This window comes from Pandoraea faecigallinarum (genome assembly GCF_001029105.3).
In the GTDB taxonomy this organism is placed as follows: Bacteria; Pseudomonadota; Gammaproteobacteria; order Burkholderiales; family Burkholderiaceae; genus Pandoraea; species Pandoraea faecigallinarum.
In genome coordinates, this window is the sequence record NZ_CP011807.3 from 4,477,539 (window position 1) to 4,497,648 (window position 20,110).

Consider the following 20,110-nt stretch of genomic DNA (forward strand, 5'->3'; position numbering starts at 1 on the left):
ACCGTCATGCACTGCGAGACGACCGCGCCTTGCGTCTCATAGGGACGCTTCGGCACGAACTGGGGGGAAGTGACGCTTTCAGGCCGCGCATATCCGTTGTGGCGGATCTACGTGGCGCGTGGCGCGATTCGACGATAGCGCCGGGACGTCGATACCGTTTCTCAGCGCCGTTATCTCGGCGAGGATGGCCAGCGCGATCTCCGGTGGCGTGCGAGCGCCAAGCGGCAAGCCCACGGGACCGCGCAGCCGCGCGATCTGCGCAGCGCTCAGATCGAACATCGCCAGCCGTTCGCGTCGCGACGCCTGATTGCGGTGCGAGCCGATGGCGCCCACATAGAAGGCATCGGACTTGAGTGCTTCGAGCAACGCCATGTCGTCGAGCTTGGGATCGTGCGTCAGCGCCACGATGGCCGTGTTGCCGTCGGGCCGCAGCCGCACGATGAGATCGTCGGGCATCTCCGCCGTGCGTGTGACGTGCGGCGTCCGGGTTGCCTCGGGCGTCACGTCATGGATGCCGCGCGGATCGCAGATGACGATCTGATACCCCAGCGGCACCGCCATGTTCACGAGGTGGCCGGTGAGCTGGCCATCGCCGATCACGACGATTCGCCAGCGCGGCCCGAACGGCACGCGCAGACGCGCCGGCGTGTAGGCGAATGCCATGGGTCGCGCCGCACTGCGCACGCACGCCTGTCCCGTGAGCAGATCGAGTTCGCGCACGCCAAGGCGTCCGGCAGCGATGGCCTCGCGCATGGCGTCGAGTTCACTGCGCGGCGTCACCTGCTCGATGACGAGTTCGAGCGTTCCCCCGCAGGGCAGGCCGAAGCGATGCGCCTCGTCGGCACTCAGGCCGTACGTCTGCACATGCGGTCGCAGGCCGGGACAAAAACCGCCGGCCACCTTCGCGAGCAAATCGTCCTCGATGCATCCGCCGGACACCGACCCGGCCACCCGGCCACGCGTGGTCAGCGCCATGAGCGCACCGACCGGGCGCGGCGCCGAGCCCCACGTGCGGGCGACGGTCGCGAGCAACACGTCGTCGCCCTGAGCCTGCCAGCGCGCAACAGCGTCGAGCACCTCGGCGTCGAGCCCGTCCATTACACGCGCCCCTTTTCCAGCCGTTGCGCGGCGGCCAACGCACGTGCTTCGGCCACCGTCTGCGGCAGCGGCATCGAGCGCGGGCGCACGCCCGTTGCCCGGCGGATCGCCTGCGCCACGGCCGGCGCCATCGGCGGCAACGACACCTCGCCGCAGCCCTGCGGCGGCCGGTCGCTCGGCAAGATGACCGTCTCGATCCGGGGCATTTCGGCAAGATACAGCAGCGGGTAATCACCGAAGTTGCTTTGCTCGACGCTACCGTTCGCGAACGTGATCTGACTCTTGAACGTGTTCGTCAATGCGAAGCCGATGCCGCCTTCGATGTTCGCCCGGATGAGGTTCGGGTTGATCGAGCGGCCGCAGTCGACGCCGCACACCACGCGCTCGATCCTGAAGCGCTCACGCTCGACACGCAGTTCCACGGCGACGGCAACGTACGTCGAGAACGCGGCCCCGCGCCCGGTGTAGGTGCAGTAGCCAAAGCCGCGATGAACGCCCGGCTTCGCCTTCGCCTGCCAGCCCGCCGCGCCCACCGTCGTCTCGATCACGCGTGTGGCAAGCGGGTCGTGCCGGAGCAGGCGCTTGCGATACTCGATGGGGTCGATGCCCGCCGCATCCGCCATCTCGTCGATGAAGCTCTCCAGGAAGAACACGCTGGAGGTCGAACCGACCGAGCGCATGAAGCTCACCGGAATGTTGGGCTGCGGTACGTCGATACCTTCGACGAGCAGGTTCGGCACGGCGTAGGCAAGGTCGTAGAGGCCGTCGAGCATGGTCTCGTCGTAGCCCGCCTTCTCGTAATGATCCTTCTTGATGACGTTGTACATCGACTGCCCGGCCACGCGCAGGTGCATCGCCGTGGGCAAACCGTCGTTGCCGAGCACCGCCTGGAAGCGGCCGGAGGCGCACGGGCGATAAAAGCCGTGGCGAATGTCGTCTTCGCGCGAACGGATCACCTTGACGGGGCGCCCTACCGCAGCCGATGCCACCGCCGCGTGAATGACGAAATCGGGCACGTACTTGCGTCCGAAGCTCCCGCCGAGGAACGTGGTGTGGACGATGACCTTTTCCGGCGGCAATTTGAAGATGCCTCCGAGTGCCCAACGCACTTTGTCCTGCCCCTGGATTGGCCCCCAGACTTCGATTTCGCCTTTGTCTTTTCGCACGTGCGCGGTGGCGTTGACCGGCTCCATCGTCGCGTGGACGATGTACGGCGAGTGATACTTGCCCGTCACGACCTCGCCGCCGGCGGCGATCAGCCCCTTTGCGTCGCCGATGTTCGTGGCGACCCCGCCCTTCGCGCTTGTCAGGGCTTCGCGGCGCTGCGCGAGAATCGTCGTGCTGTCGGCGGCCGGCCCGGCTTTCCATTCGACGTCCAGCGCATCGCAGGCTTTCTTCGCGCGCCAGTAATCGTCTGCCACGACGATGACGGCATCTTTCGCAAGCACCACGTCGTGCACGCCGTTGCGCGCTTTGATCGCGTCGCGATTGCGCACGGACAGCGGCGTGCCGCCCGACGTCGGCGCCATGCGGATCGCGCCGATCAGCATGTCCGGCACCTTCACGTCGATACCGAACACCGCCGAGCCGTCGACCTTCGACGGCGTGTCCAGACGCGCCACCGACTTGCCGATCAACCCGTGCGCGGCGTCGTTCTTCAGGCGGGGATGCGCATTGAGCGGGAGCTTCGCCGCCTCCGCCACCAACTCGCCGTAGCCCAGCGAGCGGCCCGATTGCGGATGCATCACACGGCCGTCGCGCGTCACGCAGTTGGTCGTGCGAACGCCGAACCGGCGAGCGGCCACGGCAACGAGCGCTTCGCGCGCCTGCGCCCCGGCGATGCGCAGACGCTCGTAGAAGAGCGTTGCCGACATCGATGCGCCGACGAACTGCTGCAAGGCTTCGTTGGCGGCGGCGGTCCGGTAGGCGTCGCGCGCCGTCACGAACTCCACGCGCACGCGTCGCCAGTCGGCGTCCAGTTCGTCGGCCAGCACCTGGGGCAAGCCCGTGTACACGCCCTGTCCAACTTCGCACTGCGACAGGCCGAGCACCGTGGTGCCGTCGGCGTCGATGCGAATCCAGTCATTGATTTCGACGAGATTGTCACCGGCGGCATGCGCGTGCGGACTGGCGAGCCACGAGGCCGAAAGCGGGATCATCAGGCTGCCTGCGGCCAGCGACATCCCCTTGATCCATCGGCGGCGCGACGGTGAGGCAGGCACGGCACGCGACACGTGCGTGGCGTGAGCCTCGGGGCGGGCGGCGGCCGGGGCGGCCGGAGCGTCCGGAGCGTCCGGCATGGGCGCCGTCGTCACTTCAGCGTTTTGCTGCGTCATGGATCGCCTCGCGGATACGGTGATAAGTGGCGCAACGGCAGAGATTCGTCATCGCCTCGTCGATCTGCGCATCGGTGGGGTGCGGATACTTGTCGAGCAGCGCGGCGGCGGCCATCACCATGCCGGACTGGCAGTACCCGCACTGGGGCACGTCCTTGGCGATCCACGCCTGCTGAATCGGATGCGAGCGCGCGGGCGAGAGCGCCTCGATGGTCGTGATGCGTTTTCCAGCGACGGCGGAGACCGGCATCACGCACGTGCGCGTGGCCACACCGTCGATATGCACCGTGCAGGCGCCGCATGCGCCGATGCCGCAACCGTATTTGGTGCCGGTCAGTCCCGCAGCGTCGCGAATGACCCAGAGCAAAGGCGTGTCGTCATCGCCGTCGAAGACGAAAGGCCGCCCGTTGAGTTGGAATTCCATTGACTCTCCCGTTGTGTCTGCCCGCTGCCGCGATGCGCCCCGGGAGGCACCGGCAGACGGCGAGTGAATTCTCACAACGAGGAAATTGCCGGACAACGGCCGGGCGGCCCGAAAGGGTTGCCGTTCGTCCAGAGACGGGAAAACCCTCAGAGGCTTGTGGTGCGGGGCATTCGAGACAGGGAGATGATGCAGGCACGCGCAGGCGCGGCCACCGGAATTCGGGCGGCGCGGTCTTGGCGGTGGTTATCGGTTGCCGCTTAGTTCGCGAGTTCGCAGCTTTTCAGATATTCGCGCGGCGGCAGGCCGTAGCAACGTCGAAACGCGCGGGTGAAGGCTTTCTCGGAGGCGTAGCCCACGGCATCGGCGACATCGCCGATGCGCGCCCCCGCCCCGGCCAGCCGCTCGGCGGCAAGGTACATGCGATGCGCGGTGAGATACGTCATCGGCGACTCGCCGACGAGGTCGCGAAAACGCAGGCAGAACTTGGAGCGCGACATCCCCGCAATGGCGGCGAGTTGTTCCACGGACCACGGGCGTTGCGGCGTTTCGTGCATGGAGGCGATGGCGCGTCCGAGTTGCGGATCGGTCATGCCGCGCAGCCAGTGCGTGCTCGTCGCGCCGTTCTTGCCCAGATGTGCGCGCAGAATCTGTACGAAGAGCACGTCGGCCAGACGCGCCACGGCTACGCGCCATCCCGCGCCCCGCTGCATCGATTCCTCGATGAAGCCCGCGATGGTCGTTGTAAGCAGCGCAGGCACGGCAGGATCGCCCGCACGAATGTGAATCAGCGGCGGCAGCGATGCCAGCAACGGATTGCGCACCCGGTCGCGAAACATAACGACACCGGTGTAAAGATCGCTCACCGGACCGTCGCCACCGGCACGAAACGCGAGCGGTGTGTCGAGCCGCGGCTCGATCCCCTGCGCGGACATCAGGGCCTCGAAGACGATGGGCGGCTCGTCGAGCGACGAACACATCACATGCTCATGTCCGTGCGGCAACAACACGCAATCGCCCGGTTCGACGAGCACCGGCGCCATTCCCGCCACGACGAGATAGAACGGCTCGCCCATCGCCGTGCGAAACGGCGCACCGTCGAGCGCCGGTTTGCGCAGCGACCACGGGGCGCCGAAGGTGAATCGTCCGGTGACGACAGCATCCGCGCGCAAGTCGCCAAGCACGTCGCTCAGCGGATCCATCACGCCCCGCTTCGCGCAATACGGCCAGCAGATTGTTTCATGGATGAAACCTTGATTTACTTATGGGTAAATCGAAGTATGCCGGTTTACCGAGCGGAAAAGTATTGGGATTGTCCTGAAGGGAACGGTGGGAAGGGAGTGCGACGGTCGCGGCCACTGTGACCATTGCAGCCGCGCGCGTCGCGCGCGGCTATCGGCGACGCACCAGTGCCGTCAGAAAAACGTCTGCGCAACCGCTCGCGGCCTGCAACTCGCAGACCTCGCCGCCTTCGATGCGAAGCGCGTGGTTCGCCGGTACGGTGAGCGTCTGCCCGTCGCGCGAGGTCACACGCACCTCGCCCTGCGCGGTATAGAGGAACGCCACGGCGCCGGCGGCGGCCGGCAACTCCCACGTCAGCGCTTCGCGTTCGAGACGATGCTGCGTCAAGGTATGTTGCCAGCCGGTGCGGCGCGTCATGACATTGAAGTCGTCGATCGGCACATCGGCCACGTCGAGCGCCGGGGTACTGCTCACCGCCAGTTCGCCACCGAAGGCGTAAGGCGGCGTGCGCGTGGTGAGGGTGACGTCCGGGCGGCCTTCGACGTTCAACGTCAGCGAGCCCCCCCGCACGATGGCCAGCGACCGGTCGATCCCGGTAAATACCGAGAACGGCCCCGGCGCGGCGACGGTGGCCGTGCTGATGCGCCAGTCGAAGCCCTCCTGCCCGGGACGCCGTGCCACGGCGAGTTCCGTCGTGACACCCTGGCCGTTCTTCCACGGCATCTTCAGAAAGTCGGCCGGGCCGAGAACCGTAAGTTTCATTGGCGAACTTCACCGTGACCGAACACGACGTACTTCAGACTCGTCAGCCCTTCGAGACCGACCGGACCGCGGGCGTGGAGCTTGTCGTTCGAGATACCGATCTCGGCCCCGAGACCGAACTCGAAACCGTCGGCAAAACGCGTGCTCGCGTTGATCATCACACTGGCCGAATCGACTTCGCGCAGGAACTGCATGGCGTCGGTGTAGTTCTCGGTCACGATCGCGTCGGTGTGATGCGAGCCATAGCGATTGATGTGGGCGATGGCCGCGGCCATGCCGTCGACGATTTTGATGGCGAGCACCGGTGCCAGATATTCCGTCGACCAGTCGTCTTCGGTCGCCGCGATGGCACCGCTCACGCCCGCTTGCTCCAGCGCAGCAAGCGTGCGCGCGCAGCCGCGCAGTTCGACCTGTTTGCTCTGGAACATGCGCGCGATGGCGGGCAGCTGATCGATGGCCTTCTGGTCGACGAGCAGCGTCTCCATCGTGTTGCAGGTGCCGTAGCGGTGCGTCTTGGCGTTCTCGCAGATCGCCAGCGCCTTCGCGGGATCGGCGCGGCCGTCGACATACACGTGGCAGATGCCGTCGAGGTGCTTGATCATCGGCACGCGGGCGTCCTGCATCAGGCGCGCGATCAGACTCTTGCCACCGCGCGGCACGATCACGTCGACATACTCCGTCATGGTGATGAGTTCACCGACCGCCGCGCGATCCGGCGTGCTCACGACCTGCACGGCGTCGCCAGGCAGGCCGGTGGCGGCGAGCGCCTCGGCGATGAGCGCCGCCAGCGCCGTATTACTTTCGATGGCTTCCGAGCCGCCACGCAGAATGGTGGCGTTGCCCGACTTCAGGCAGAGCGCCGCCGCGTCGATGGTCACGTTGGGACGCGATTCGTAAATGATGCCGATGACGCCCAGCGGCACACGCATCTGGCCGACCTGAATGCCGCTCGGCTGCACCCGCACATTGCCGATTTCGCCGATGGGATCGGACAGCCCGGCGATCTGACGCAGCCCTTCGATCATCGTGCGCAGCGCTTTGTCCGACAGCGTGAGGCGGTCGATGAACGCGGCGTCCTGACCGTTGGCACGGGCACGTTCGAGGTCGCGGCGGTTCACCTCCTGCAAACGGCCGCCCTCGCGCTCGATGGCATGAGCGATGGCGAGCAGGGCGCGGTTCTTCGCTGCGGTGTCCGCACGCGCCATCGCGCGCGATGCGTCGCGGGCGCGCTGGCCCAGCGATTGCATATAGGCTTTGATATCCATATCGTCGGCTTCAATGTTGGCGGTTCTGCCGCCTGTACGTTCTGTTGACTGTCGAGACGAGCGGGATCGAAAAAATCGGACGGCACCGTCGCTCATGTCACCGGCCGTGCGCAAGATTGTCCGTCAATTGCCCGGACTTTGCTGGCCCGTCTCCCGCGGTCCGGGATCGATGCGTGGGTGACGGCCGATGCTCGGGGATGTCGGGCGCGATCTACGCGTGCGCCGGGCGGGCCGCACGAGCGGAGCGCGCCATCGGCGGTCGCTCGCCGGCGAGCAGCAGGCCGAGTTGCAGCATGCCGTCCCACGGATCGCCGGGCAGTCCGTCGGCGCGCAGCCCTTTGACTTGCCGGTCCAGACGCGCCGCCAGTTGCAGCGCCTGTGCGAGCATCGGCGCGGTGACACGGTTCGCCGCCTGTTCCATCAGCCGCTCGCGCGGCCCCCAGACGCGATATTCGCGCAGCAGCATCGCGAGCGGTTTGCCCGAAGCCATGCCACGCGTGATCTTGGCAAGTGTACGCACCTCTTCGGTGAGCGCCCACAATACGAGCGGGGCCGCTTCGCCCTCGCCGCGCAGCCCGTCGAGCATGCGCACCAGACGCGCCACATCGCCCGCGAGCACGGCTTCGCTGAGCTTGAAGACGTCGTAGCGTGCAACGTTCAGCACGGCGTCCTGCACCTGCTCGAACGTCAGCACCCCGGACGGATACAGCAGCCCCAACTTCTGAATTTCCTGATGCGCGGCGAGCAAATTGCCTTCGACGCGATCGGCAATGAACTGCAGCACGCGCCGACCCGGCTCACCGGCTTCGACACGCTGGCCTTGTGCGCCGAGGCGCTGCGCGATCCAGTCCGGCAGGCGCGCACGATCGACGGGATCGACCTTGACCGTAACACCGGCGCGCTCGAGCGACGTGAACCAGTCGGATTTGCTCGCCGCGGCGTCGAGCCGGGGGAGCGTGACGATGGTCAGCACATCGCTGTTGGCGGCCTCGGCATGCGCCTTGAGCGCCGCGCCACCGTCCTTGCCCGGCTTGCCGCCGGGAATACGCAACTCGATGAGCTTACGGTCACCGAAGAGCGACATCGACTGTCCGGCATTGGCCAGCGCTCCCCAATCGAAGCTCCGCTCCACGCTCAGCACGTCGCGCTCGGTGTACCCGCCGGCACGCGCTGCCGCACGCACGCGATCCACCGCCTCCTGCACGAGCAGGCTCTCGTCGCCATGAATCGTGTAGATCGGCGAGAGCGTCTTGGCAAGGTGCGCGTCGAGCGCGTCGGGCCGCAATTGCATGGTGACTGTCGCAGGCGTTGTGTGACGGTTCGAAACTTACTCTTCGTGCTTGGCTTCCGGCATGGATTTCACAGCTTCCATGCGGCGGATGATCTGATCGACGGCATCTTTCTGCATGTCGCGATTGAGCAGCGCGGCTTCCGTATCGCGTGCGGTCGTCTCGTTATCGCTGTACGGCAGATTGCGCACCAGACGGATGGTCGTGAGCGGAATCAGCGGCCTGCCATCCGGCGTGACGAGCTGGAAGGTGAACGCGCTTCGCATTTCGTACTCGCGCGCCTGACCGTTCGCATCCAGACTCACAGCGATACGCGAGCTAGTCGTGCCGATGAGTTCCAGGCGGGCATCGGCGTCTTTCGGGTCGGTCACGACGACCGTGCCCTTGCTGCCATAGCGGATGTATCGCGAGATATCGACCGCCATCTGACCGCCGCCCGAGATGTAGAGACGGTGGAAAGCGTACTCGCTCGCGCCGCGCAACTGAAAGCCGCAAGCGCTCAGCGTCAATGCCGTCGCCAACAATGCGATCCAGCCGAAAATCCTGCGCGTCGCACCGACGCCTCGTTGCCGGGTTGTCATTTGCACGTGATGTGCCCTCTTCTCGCCAAATCTCTGCATCATCGATGGCGGCAATGGCTGCCGCCCCGGATCTTTCGAATACCGACGGGTCAGACCACCACGTTCACGAGACGGCCCGGCACGACGATCACCTTCTTCACCGGCTTGCCCTCGCCGAACTTGGCGGTCATTTCATGCGCGAGTGCGGCCTGTTCGATGGTTTCACGCGAGGCGTCCTTCGCCACGCGCACCGCGCCGCGTACCTTGCCGGCCACCTGCAACACCAGTTCGATTTCGTCCTGCACGAGCGCGGCTTCGTCGACCTCCGGCCACGCGGCGTCGAGCAAATCGCCAGACTGCGCCGCGTATCCCAGTTCCACCCACAGATTGTGCGTGACGTGCGGCACAACCGGATACAGCACGCGCAACAGAATACCGTAGCATTCGCGCACCGCGCCGGCGCCCGCCGCACCCTTGTCGCTCTCGATGGCGTTGAGCATCTTCATCGCCGCCGACACGACCGTGTTGTATTGCACGCGCTGGTAGTCGTAGTTGGCTTGCTTGAGCACGCTGTGGATTTCAAGGCGCAGCGCCTGAGCCGCCGGATTCGCCGTATCGATGGCCGCATCCGCCTGGCGCAGCAGTGCGGCGTGCGACTGACCGAAGCTCCACAGGCGGCGCAGGAAGCGGCTCGCGCCTTCCACACCCGCGCCGGACCACTCGAGCTGCTGCTCGGGCGGCGCGGCGAACATCACGAACAGACGCGCCGTGTCGGCACCGTACGAGTCGATCAGCGACTGCGGATCCACGCCGTTGTTCTTCGACTTCGACATCTTCTCGATGCCGCCAAGTGTCACGCCGGCCCCGTCGGCCTTCGACGTCGCGCCCACCGGACGGCCCTTGTCGTCGAACTGCACCTGCACGTCGAGCGGGTTGAACCACGTCTTCTTGCCCGACGCATCTTCGCGGTAGAACGTTTCGTTGAGCACCATGCCCTGCGTGAGCAGGTTCTGCGCCGGCTCCTTGAAGCTCACCAGCCCCAGATCGCGCATGACCTTGGTCCAGAAGCGCGAGTAGAGCAGGTGCAGAATGGCGTGCTCGATGCCGCCGATGTACTGATCCATCGGCATCCAGTAGTCGGTGCGCGCGTCGACCATGGTCTCGGCGTCCGGACACGCGTAACGCGAGAAGTACCACGACGAATCCACGAAGGTATCCATCGTGTCGGTCTCGCGACGTGCCGGCTTGCCGCACTTCGGGCAATCGCACTTGAGGAATGCTTCGGACTTCGCCAGCGGGTTGCCCGTGCCGTCCGGCACGAGGTCTTCGGGCAGCACGACCGGCAGGTCCTTCTCGGGGACCGGCACCGCACCGCACGACTCGCAATGAATGATCGGGATCGGCGTGCCCCAGTAACGCTGGCGCGAGATACCCCAGTCACGCAGACGGAAGGTGACCTGCTTGTCGCCCACGCCCTGCGCCTTGAGGTCGGCTGCAATGGCGTCGACGGCGGCGGCGAAATCCAGGCCGTCGTACTTGCCGCTGTTGATGAGCGTGCCCTCCTTCTCGCCATACCAGGCCTGCCAGGCGTCGGTGGAATACGTCTGACCTTCGACGGCCACGACCTGTTTGATCGGCAGGCCGTACTTGCGGGCAAACGCGAAGTCCCGCTCGTCATGCGCCGGCACGCCCATCACGGCGCCTTCGCCGTAGCCCATGAGCACGTAGTTGCCGATCCACACTTCGACCTTGTCGCCCGTGAGCGGATGCTCGACGAAGAAGCCCGTCGGCATGCCCTTCTTTTCCATCGTGGCGATGTCGGCTTCCGCCACCCCCCCCTGCTTGCACTCGGCGATGAATGCCTGCAAATCGGGGCGGTCGGCGGCCAGACGCGTCGCGAGCGGATGCTCGGCGGCGATCGCGGCGAACGTCACCCCCATGATCGTGTCGGCACGCGTGGTGAACACGCGAAGCAGCTTTTGCTCGCCGTCGAGTTCGTACAGGAAGCCGAAGTTCACGCCGAAGCTCTTGCCGATCCAGTTCTGCTGCATCACCTTCACGCGCTCGGGCCAGCCGAGGTCGTCCAGGTCGCCGAGCAATTCGTCGGCGTATTCGGTGATGCGCATGTAGTACATGGGGATTTCGCGCTTTTCGACGAGCGCACCCGAGCGCCAGCCGCGGCCGTCGATCACCTGCTCGTTGGCAAGCACGGTCTGATCGACCGGATCCCAGTTGACGGTGCCCGTCTTCAGGTAGACAACGCCCTTTTCGAGCATCTTCAGGAACAGCCACTGGTTCCAGCGGTAGTAGTCGGGCTTGCAGGTGGCGACTTCGCGCGACCAGTCGATCGCCAGACCCATCGCCTGCATCTGCTTCTTCATGTACGCGATGTTGTCGTACGTCCACTTGGCCGGCGGCACGCCGTTGGCCATCGCGGCATTCTCTGCCGGCATGCCGAAGGCGTCCCAGCCCATCGGCATGAGCACGTTGAAGCCGCGCATGCGCATCTGACGGTACATCACGTCGTTGATGGTGTAGTTGCGCACGTGCCCCATATGCAGCTTGCCCGACGGATACGGCAGCATCGAGACGCAATAGAATTTCTGTTTGTCCGCGCGCTCGGTGGTCTTGTAGGCATCGATTGCCTGCCAGTGGGACTGGGCAGTGGCTTCGACGTCGGCGGGAACGTATTTTTCTTGCATGATGGGTCGGCGGATAGGATTCGGCTCGGCTTCGGCCCCGCAGGTACGCGACATCGGGTGCGCGGTACGCAGGAATTACGGGGCGGATCCGGGGAAAACGATGATTATAACGCCGCCGGGAGTCGATTCGGCGTGACGTTGGCGAGGGAGGACGACCTTTGCGTCACTTTCGCTGCGGGGCGGCGCACGGGTAGCGCCGTCGGCACGGACGCTTGCCACACGGGTGGCATCGGATGCCGGCCGGTGTCGCCCACGCCATCGGACTCGACGCGCAGCGACATTGCCGGCCACCCGGTGAAAAATGCGTGCCGGATCAGCGCAGACCCAGCACGTCCTGCATGTCGAACAGGCCGGTCTTGTGTTGCGCGAGGAAACGGGCGGCACGCAGCGCCCCCTGCGCGTACGACAGACGGCTCGACGACTTGTGCGTGATTTCGATACGCTCTCCGATTCCGGCAAACAGCACCGTGTGATCGCCAACGATGTCGCCGCCGCGCACGGTGGCGAAGCCGATGGTCGACGGATCGCGCTCGCCCGTCACGCCCTCACGACCGTAAATCGCGCACTCCTTCAGATCGCGGCCCAATGCTTGCGCCACGACTTCGCCCATGCGCAGTGCCGTGCCCGACGGGGCATCGACCTTGTGACGATGGTGTGCTTCGATGATCTCGATGTCGTAGCCGGTATTGAGAATCTTCGCCGCGATTTCGAGCAGCTTGAACGTGGCGTTCACACCCACGCTCATGTTCGGCGCGAAGACGACCGCGACGCGTTCGGCGCCCTTGGCCAGCAACGCCTTGTCTTCGTCCGAAAAACCGGTCGTGCCGACGATCATCTTTACGCCATGCCTTTCGGCAGCCGCCAGATGGGCCAGCGTGCCTTCGGGACGCGTGAAATCGATCAGGTATTCGGCGCCGGCCAGTGCGGCGTGGAGATCCGACGTGATCGTCACGCCGGTGTCGCGTCCCAGAAACGCACCAGCGTCGATGCCGAGCGCCGGGCTGCCTTCGCGGTCGAGCGCGCCGACCAGTTCGGCGTCGTCCGCCGCGAGTACGGTTTCGATCAGCATCCGGCCCATACGGCCGGAAGCGCCAGCAATCGCAATCTTCATCATGGTGAGTCTTTCGTCGTCTTTCTTCAGTCGTTGCGCGCCTTACCGCCGCGTGGCGTCACTTACCGCCACTCAGGGAGACTCGCGGGCCCCGTGCCGCAGCGGGATTGGGCGTGTTCCCGCTTATTGCGGCGCAGAGAACAGCCCGCCGCCCGAGGTCACGCGCGGTGACGGAACGAGTCCCGTGCCCGAAGCGCCGCTGCCCGTTGCGGGCGCGGCCGACGGTGCAGGTTGCGATGTGGGTTGCGGCGCGGGCTTGGCCGCAGCGGCCACGTTGTGGGCTGCGGCGTCCGTCGATACCGTCGCGACGTCGGTCGTTGCCGGCGCCGCGCTCGGGGCTGCGGCAGCAGCATCGGGCGAAGGTGCCGCAGCTTCTGCGGCTGCGGCGCTGGCCGTCGACGGCGCCGGGGCTTCCGTCTTCACGGTCTTGCCCTTCTGGCCGTCGATTTCCTGCACCAGTTGGTATTCGGTCGGCAGATTTTCGCCGCCTTCCCAGCGCGCCAGCGTGTCGCCGTCGAAATACACCTTCAGGTGGCGCTCTTGCACCACCGACGCGTTGCCGCGCTTGAAGTAAAAGACGTAGTCCCAGCGATTGGCGTGGAACATGTCGGTGAGCAGCGGCGTGCCGAGCAACTGACGGACCTGATCGCGCGTCATGCCGGCCTTGAGCTGCTCGTAGGCTTCCTTCGAAACGAAGTTGCCCTGGACGATGTTGATGCGATACGGCGTGACCACGCCGATCACTTTGTCGGTCACGCTGTCGTACGTCGAGCAACCGGCGAGCGCGAGGAATGCCGCCGCGGCACAGACGGAGAACGGAAGGGAGAGATAACGACGCAAATCTGACTCGCTTTCAAAAAAATCGAACTTGAATCCGGCACGCCGGGCGCGCCGCCACATCGCCCCCGTTGACGGCACAACCGTCCCGTTTGCCCCGGTTTGCGCCCGGGCAAGGCAAAAAGGCATTATTATTGGGGCTGTATTGTACTCTAGGGACGTAGAGCGATGCCGAATCCCGCCGATCTGAAAAATATCGGACTGAAAGCCACGCTTCCGCGCCTCAAGATTCTGGAAATCTTCCAGAATAGTGAGGTGCGCCATTTGACCGCTGAAGACGTATATCGTCATCTGCTCGGCGAAAATCTCGATATCGGTCTGGCCACGGTCTACCGGGTGCTGACGCAATTCGAGCAAGCCGGGCTATTGTCGCGCAGTAACTTTGAATCCGGCAAGGCCGTTTTCGAGCTCAACGAAGGCCATCACCACGATCACCTCGTGTGCATGGACTGCGGCCGCGTCGAGGAATTCTTCGACGCCGAGATCGAACGCCGTCAGAAGCTGATTGCCAAGGAACGCGGCTTCGCGCTCCAGGAGCACTCGCTCGCCATGTACGGCAGTTGCACGAAAGAGCCCTGCCCGCATCGCCAGAAAAATTAAAAAAGACTTTGTCAGAATGCCTTCGGGCGAAGGCATTCTGAGATTTTTCCTCTGACGCCTTGTCTTACTGAACCGAGCGCCCGAGCGCATCGTCTACAATATTTCCCCGTTAGCAGCGTTGAGACGCGACCTGCGTCTCCACGGGACCACATTAACCGCCTGGCTCCCTATGACCCACAAAGAATTGCCCAACGACATGGCACAGAGCGACGCAGACGAAATTTCGTTCGCAGATGTTCTCCGCTTCATTCGCGACAATCTGAAAACGATCGCAGGACTTGCTGTGCTCGGTGCGGTGATCGGCATTGCCAGCACTTTTTCGATCAGCAAGCAGTGGCAGGGCAAAGTCACGCTGCAAGTCGGGCGTGCCGCGGGTTCGCCGGTCGTGGGTCCCGATGGCCCGCTGATCGAATCACTTCAGCAGACGGTCGGACGCATTCAGCTCAATACCTTCCGCGACAAGGTGATGGCCGAAGTCTTTCCGCAATTGCAGAAGGATGAGAGTGCCCTGCGCCGCACGACCGCGTGGGGGGCATTGAAAGCCCAGACCCAGCCGGGGACGGCGTACGTCGAAATTACCGCTCGCGGCCAGTCGCCCGAACAGGCACAGCAGGTACTGACGGCGGCGGCGCACCTTGTCGAGACCGAGCACGCGGCGATTCTCGAGCGCGCTCGTGCGCTGCCGAAGCAGCAGTTGAGTGTCATTGACGCGGCCATCGAAGCCAACACCAAGGCGCAAGAGCAATTGAGCGCAGCGCTGGCACATTCGAAGAATACGGATTCGCTGCTGGCGCTGGGCGCCTTGCAGAGCAGCCGTACGGAACGCGCCGCACTCAATGACAGCCGCTATCGGGTATCGCAACTGCTCGCACCGGACCAGTCGTACAACACTCGCATCGTCAGCGAGATCCAGGTCGATACGAACGCCGTATTTCCGCGCAAGCTGTATTTCGGCTTCGGCGGCCTTGCCGCGGGTGCCGTCCTGGGCGTTCTTTTCGGTCTCTGGCGTAAAATACGAGCGCGCTAAGTGCGATTTCCCACGCGCGATCACCCATCGCGCGATTGGCGGACGCTCCGCCGTTGGCCAAAGAAAAAGCCGCTGTCCTTCGACAGCGGCTTCAGATTGCTGACGAACCCCTCGTTTTTCGGAGCGAGGGGTTTTTGGCTTTTAGGCAAGGGCGAATGGGCAGCGTAAGGGCGCGCACATTGAGAGACAAGCCCTCAGGACGCTCATGAGCCACCGAAACGGGCGCCAGAGGTACGAACGCTCGCCTAAACGCGCCCGTAGGCGCGCCACCAGCATCGCAATTTTCTTGATGTTCTGCGCCGCCGCAGCCAACAAGCACTGCTCGGCCACCTTGCGCAGCCCGCGCATGCGCGCATAGCGATGCCCATGCAGTTGCTTGGCATCGGCAAAGCTGCGTTCCACCGTCTCCTTGCGCCGCGCGTAAATGCGTCGCCCCCACTCGCTCAGCCGCCTCGCATCCACCCGCTCCTTGGCGCGCTCCCAGACATGGCGCGTCACCACCTTCACCGCGTTGGCACTGTTCGTGCACTGTGCTCGTACCGGGCAGCACCGGCATATCCGAGCATCGGATTTGTATTCCCGATAGCCGAGCCGGTTAGTCGTGCTGTACGGCAGCGCCTGTCCCTGCGGGCACACGTACTCGTTGCGGTACGCGTCGTACTGGAACTGCCGTTTGTAGAACAGCCCCGGCTTGTGGTTCGGCGTGCGATAGCCCATCACCCCGGCAATCTCCCGCTCCTCGAGCCCCTGGCACACCGCCGGCGTGAAGTAGCCAGCATCCAGCCCCACCGCTTCCACCTTGAACTCGAAGCGCTCGCGCTGTCGATCCAGCCGCTCCAGATACGGCTGGCTGTCGTGCACCGAGGCCGGCGTCACATGCGTATCGGTGATGATCGCGTGCTTCGCGTCCACCGTGCGGTGGTCCAGATAGAAGAACCCCTTCGGCTTGTCGTCCCGCACCATGTAGCCGCTGTCCGGATCGGTCCGGCTAATCTTGGTGTCCTTGCTCGACGGCGGCTCATCGCCGTCGCGATTCAGCGGCTTCTTGCCATGCGCGGCCCGGTCCGCATCCACTGCCGCATTGAGCTTCTCCAGATAGGCCGCAGGCGTCTGTTCCAGCTTTACCACGTCGAATTTGTTCTTGTTCGCGTTGGCTTTCAGGTGCGTGCTGTCGGTGTACAGCACCCGGCCATCGACCAGACCACGGCCCATCGCCTGGCGCACGATCTCGTCGAAGATCTCCTGATACACCGTCGTGTCCGTGAAGCGTCGGCGGCGATTCTGTGAGAACGTCGACGCATCCGGCACCTTGTCGGTCAGCCGAAACCGGGCGAACCACCGATAGGCGACGTTGACCTGGACCTCGCGCATCAACTGCCGCTCACTGCGCACTCCAAACAGGTAGCCGATGAACAGCAGCTTGAACATCACCACCGGATCGAGCGCCGGACGACCGTTGTCTGCGCAGTACAGATGCGCGACCTTTTCGCGGATGAATTCGAAATCCACTGCCGCGTCGATCTGGCGCAGCAGGTGGTCCTTCGGCACGAGTTCCTCGAGCGTCACCATCTCGAGTTCGTGCTGCGTGGGCGTCGGGATCTTTAGCATCCTGCTATTAAAAAACAAAACCCTCGCACTTGGCGAGGGTTTGTCAGCAATCTGAAGCCGCTGTCCTTCGACAGCGGCTTTTTCGATTCTGCAACAGGCCTTCAACCGACCTTATTTCGCGGCCATCAGCGCGACGGTGGTGTCGAGCATGCGGTTCGAGAAGCCCCACTCGTTGTCGTACCACGAGCTGACCTTCACCAGGCGACCCGAGACCTTGGTCAGGGTGCCATCGAAGTTCGACGATGCCGGGTTGTGGTTGAAGTCGACCGACACCAGCGGCGCCGTGTTGTACGTCGCGATGGCCTTCAGCGAACCCTCAGCCGCTTCCTTCAGGATCGCGTTGACTTCGTCCACGGTCGTGTCGCGCTTGGCGATGAAGGACAGGTCGACGATCGACACGTTGATCGTCGGGACGCGAATGGCGTAACCGTCGAGCTTGCCGTTGAGTTCCGGCAACACCAGGCCGACCGCCGAGGCAGCGCCCGTCTTCGTCGGAATCATGCTCATCGTGGCCGAACGGGCGCGACGCAGGTCTTCATGGTAGACGTCCGTCAGCACCTGATCGTTCGTGTAAGCGTGAACGGTCGTCATCAGGCCCGTTTCCAGACCGATCTTGTCGTGCAGGGGCTTGACCAGCGGTGCCAGGCAGTTCGTGGTGCACGAAGCATTCGAGATGACCGTGTCGGTCGACTTGAGCACGCCTTCGTTCACGCCGAACACGACGGTGGCATCCACATCCTTGCCGCCCGGCGCCGAGATGATGACCTTCTTCGCGCCGCCCTTCAGGTGGGCGCTGGCCTTTTCCTTCGTGGTGAAGAAGCCGGTGCACTCGAGCACGACGTCAACGCCCAACTCGCCCCACGGCAGTTCGGCCGGGTTGCGGTTGGCCAGCACGCGGATCTTGTCGCCGTTGACGACCATGTAGTCGCCGTCGACCGTCACGGTGCCCGGGAACTTGCCGTGCGCCGTGTCGTATTGCGTCAGGTGAGCGTTCGTCTGCGCGTTGCCGAGATCGTTGATGGCGACGATTTCGATGTCGTGCTTCTTACCGCCTTCGTAGTGGGCACGCAGCACGTTGCGGCCGATACGGCCGTAGCCGTTAATAGCGACGCGAATGGTCATGGGGGTATCTCCGTAGGGTCTAACGAAATCAGCCAAGCACGGACTTGACCGTCGCGACCACATGGTCGACGGTGAAGCCGAAGTGTTTGAACAGCACGCCGGCCGGAGCCGACTCGCCAAAGGTGTCGATGCCGACCACGCCGCCTTCCAGGCCGACGTACTTATGCCAGAAGGCCGTCACACCGGCTTCGACGGCCACACGCGGCACACCGCGCGGCAGCACGCTCTCACGGTACGCCTTGTCCTGGCGGTCGAACACGTTGGTCGACGGCATGGACACGACACGCGCGGCGATCCCTTCGGCCGCCAGCGCTTCGGCGCCCTTCAGGGCCAGATCCATTTCCGAACCGGTCGCGATCAGCACGATCTGCGGGTTCGCCACGTCGCGCAGTACATAGCCGCCACGGCGAATGTCCGCGATCTGCGCATCGCTGCGCGAGACGAACGGCAGGTTCTGACGGCTGAGCACGAGGCTCGACGGGCCATCGCGACGCTCCACCGCAGCCACCCAGGCAGCCGCCGTTTCCGTCGTATCGCACGGACGCCACACGTCCATTTGCGGAATCAGGCGCAGGCTCGAGACATGTTCGATCGACTGGTGCGTCGGGCCATCTTCGCCCAGGCCGATCGAATCGTGCGTGAACACGAAAATCGAGCGGAGCTTCATGAGCGCCGCCATGCGCAGCGCATTGCGGCTGTAGTCGGAGAACGTCAGGAACGTGCCGCCGAACGGGATGTAACCGCCATGCAGCGCAATGCCGTTCATGATCGCGCTCATGCCGAACTCGCGCACACCGTAGTTGATGTGGTTGCCGAACTGTACGCCGTCGGCGTTGGCGCGCACGGCCTTGCTGGCCTTCCAGTTCGTGAGGTTCGAGCCCGTCAGGTCGGCCGAACCGCCCAGGAACTCCGGCAGCACGGCAGCCAGACCTTCGATGGCCAGTTGCGAGGCCTTGCGCGTCGCGACCGTTTCGGCCTTCTCGTTCGTCTTCGCGATGAGCGCAGCAGCGGCCGACTTGAAGTCGCCGGGCAGTTCGCCCTTCATGCGACGCTCGAATTCGGCGGCTTCTGCCGGGAATTGGCTGCGGTAGGCGGCGAAACGCTCGTTCCAGGCGGCTTCGGCTTGTTGGCCTGCGGCCTTGGCGTCCCAGGCGGCATAGACTTCGGCCGGCACTTCGAACGGCGGCAGGTTCCAGCCCAGCGCAGCGCGCGTGGCGGCGATTTCGTCGGCGCCCAGCGGGGCGCCGTGAACGTCGTGACCGCCTTGCTTGTTCGGTGCGCCCTTGCCGATCAGCGTCTTGCAGCAGATCAGCGTCGGCCGATCCGACGTCTTGGCTTGTGCGATGGCGGCATCGACGGCGTCGGCGTCGTGACCGTCGATACCGCGGATCACGTTCCAGCCATACGCCTCGAAGCGCTTCGGCGTATCGTCGGCGAACCAGTACTCGACATCGCCGTCGATCGAGATGCCGTTATCGTCGTACAGCGCGATGAGTTTGTTCAGACGCAGCGTACCGGCCAGCGAGCAGGCCTCGTGCGAGATGCCTTCCATCAGGCAACCGTCGCCGAGGAATGCATACGTATAGTGGTCGACAATGTCGTTGCCCGGACGGTTGAACTCCTTCGCGAGCAGCGCTTCGGCGAGGGCGAAACCCACCGCATTCGTAATGCCCTGGCCCAGCGGCCCCGTCGTGGTCTCGACGCCCGGGGTGATGCCCACTTCGGGGTGACCCGGCGTCTTGCTGTGCAATTGACGGAAGTGCTTGAGTTCTTCGATCGGCAGGTCGTATCCCGTGAGGTGCAACAACGAGTAGATCAGCATCGAGCCGTGACCGTTCGACAGCACGAAGCGGTCGCGATCGGCCCAGTGCGGATTGACCGGGTTGTGCTTGAGATGGCGGCCCCACAGAGCGACCGCGATATCGGCCATGCCCATCGGCGCGCCAGGGTGACCGGAGTTTGCCTGTTGGACCGCGTCCATGGAGAGGACGCGAATGGCGGAAGCCATCAGCGCAGCCTTAGCAGGAGAGGAGTTCGTCATGGTGACCAGCCGGAAGAGCGGGCGTGCCCCGTTGCCGCGAGCTGCCGCGCGAAATTCAAATGCAGGAAAAGACCGGGATTTTACCAGAA

The 20,110-nt window shown here is 64.5% G+C and carries 16 protein-coding genes; 2 read left to right on the plus strand and 14 right to left on the minus strand.

Features of this window, described 5'->3' with window-relative positions:
• Positions 1-78 precede the first annotated feature (78 nt).
• From AB870_RS19670 to AB870_RS19720, 11 genes are all read right to left on the minus strand, one after another.
• Positions 79-1,098: an XdhC family protein gene (locus AB870_RS19670; RefSeq protein WP_047905983.1), complete on the minus strand. Its 1,020-nt coding sequence runs from the start codon at positions 1,096-1,098 to the stop codon at positions 79-81.
• On the minus strand, positions 1,098-3,281 hold the full coding sequence (locus tag AB870_RS19675; protein WP_064674934.1) for a xanthine dehydrogenase family protein molybdopterin-binding subunit: 2,184 nt from the start codon (positions 3,279-3,281) through the stop codon (positions 1,098-1,100). Before AB870_RS19675 ends, AB870_RS19670 begins: the two co-directional genes overlap by 1 nt.
• A gap of 133 nt (positions 3,282-3,414) precedes the next feature.
• A complete protein-coding gene (locus AB870_RS19680) occupies positions 3,415-3,858 on the minus strand; it encodes a (2Fe-2S)-binding protein (RefSeq protein WP_047905984.1) in 444 nt (147 codons plus the stop codon).
• 257 nt (positions 3,859-4,115) lie between these two features.
• On the minus strand, positions 4,116-5,057 hold the full coding sequence (locus AB870_RS19685; protein ID WP_047905985.1) for an AraC family transcriptional regulator: 942 nt from the start codon (positions 5,055-5,057) through the stop codon (positions 4,116-4,118).
• Positions 5,058-5,247: 190 nt separating this feature from the next.
• Positions 5,248-5,859: a HutD/Ves family protein gene (locus tag AB870_RS19690; RefSeq protein WP_047905986.1), complete on the minus strand. Its 612-nt coding sequence runs from the start codon at positions 5,857-5,859 to the stop codon at positions 5,248-5,250.
• Positions 5,856-7,124 carry a glutamate-5-semialdehyde dehydrogenase gene (locus tag AB870_RS19695; protein ID WP_047905987.1) on the minus strand — a complete coding sequence of 423 codons (1,269 nt, stop codon included), beginning with the start codon at positions 7,122-7,124 and terminating at the stop codon, positions 5,856-5,858. The genes AB870_RS19690 and AB870_RS19695 overlap by 4 nt, the downstream gene beginning before the upstream one ends.
• Positions 7,125-7,335: 211 nt before the next feature.
• Positions 7,336-8,415, minus strand: coding sequence for a DNA polymerase III subunit delta (holA, locus tag AB870_RS19700; RefSeq protein ID WP_047905988.1), 1,080 nt, complete (start codon positions 8,413-8,415; stop codon positions 7,336-7,338).
• A gap of 36 nt (positions 8,416-8,451) precedes the next feature.
• Entirely contained in the window at positions 8,452-8,994 is a 543-nt protein-coding gene (locus AB870_RS19705) for an LPS-assembly lipoprotein LptE (protein ID WP_047908466.1), read from the minus strand.
• Between the two features lie 89 nt (positions 8,995-9,083).
• Entirely contained in the window at positions 9,084-11,675 is a 2,592-nt protein-coding gene (leuS, locus tag AB870_RS19710) for a leucine--tRNA ligase (protein WP_047908467.1), read from the minus strand.
• Between the two features lie 313 nt (positions 11,676-11,988).
• Positions 11,989-12,786: a 4-hydroxy-tetrahydrodipicolinate reductase gene (dapB, locus tag AB870_RS19715; RefSeq protein ID WP_047908468.1), complete on the minus strand. Its 798-nt coding sequence runs from the start codon at positions 12,784-12,786 to the stop codon at positions 11,989-11,991.
• Positions 12,787-12,909: 123 nt separating this feature from the next.
• Positions 12,910-13,626 carry an outer membrane protein assembly factor BamE gene (locus tag AB870_RS19720; RefSeq protein ID WP_047908469.1) on the minus strand — a complete coding sequence of 239 codons (717 nt, stop codon included), beginning with the start codon at positions 13,624-13,626 and terminating at the stop codon, positions 12,910-12,912.
• A gap of 165 nt (positions 13,627-13,791) precedes the next feature.
• Between AB870_RS19720 and fur the strand changes: the two genes are divergently transcribed.
• Positions 13,792-14,223 (plus strand): ferric iron uptake transcriptional regulator, encoded by a 432-nt coding sequence (gene fur, locus AB870_RS19725; protein WP_047905989.1) that lies wholly within the window; start codon positions 13,792-13,794, stop codon positions 14,221-14,223.
• A gap of 169 nt (positions 14,224-14,392) precedes the next feature.
• Complete coding sequence (locus tag AB870_RS19730; RefSeq protein ID WP_047905990.1) at positions 14,393-15,250, plus strand: YveK family protein; 858 nt, start codon at positions 14,393-14,395, stop codon at positions 15,248-15,250.
• A 141-nt stretch (positions 15,251-15,391) separates the two neighbouring features.
• On the opposite strand, the gene AB870_RS19735 is transcribed toward AB870_RS19730, so the two are convergent.
• The 3 genes from AB870_RS19735 to tkt form a co-directional block, all read right to left on the minus strand.
• On the minus strand, positions 15,392-16,858 hold the full coding sequence (locus AB870_RS19735) for an IS1182 family transposase (protein ID WP_157112225.1): 1,467 nt from the start codon (positions 16,856-16,858) through the stop codon (positions 15,392-15,394).
• Between the two features lie 111 nt (positions 16,859-16,969).
• A complete protein-coding gene (gap, locus tag AB870_RS19740; protein WP_044457102.1) occupies positions 16,970-17,980 on the minus strand; it encodes a type I glyceraldehyde-3-phosphate dehydrogenase in 1,011 nt (336 codons plus the stop codon).
• Between the two features lie 28 nt (positions 17,981-18,008).
• Positions 18,009-20,021 (minus strand): transketolase, encoded by a 2,013-nt coding sequence (tkt, locus tag AB870_RS19745; RefSeq protein WP_047905992.1) that lies wholly within the window; start codon positions 20,019-20,021, stop codon positions 18,009-18,011.
• Between the last annotated feature and the right edge of the window lie 89 nt (positions 20,022-20,110).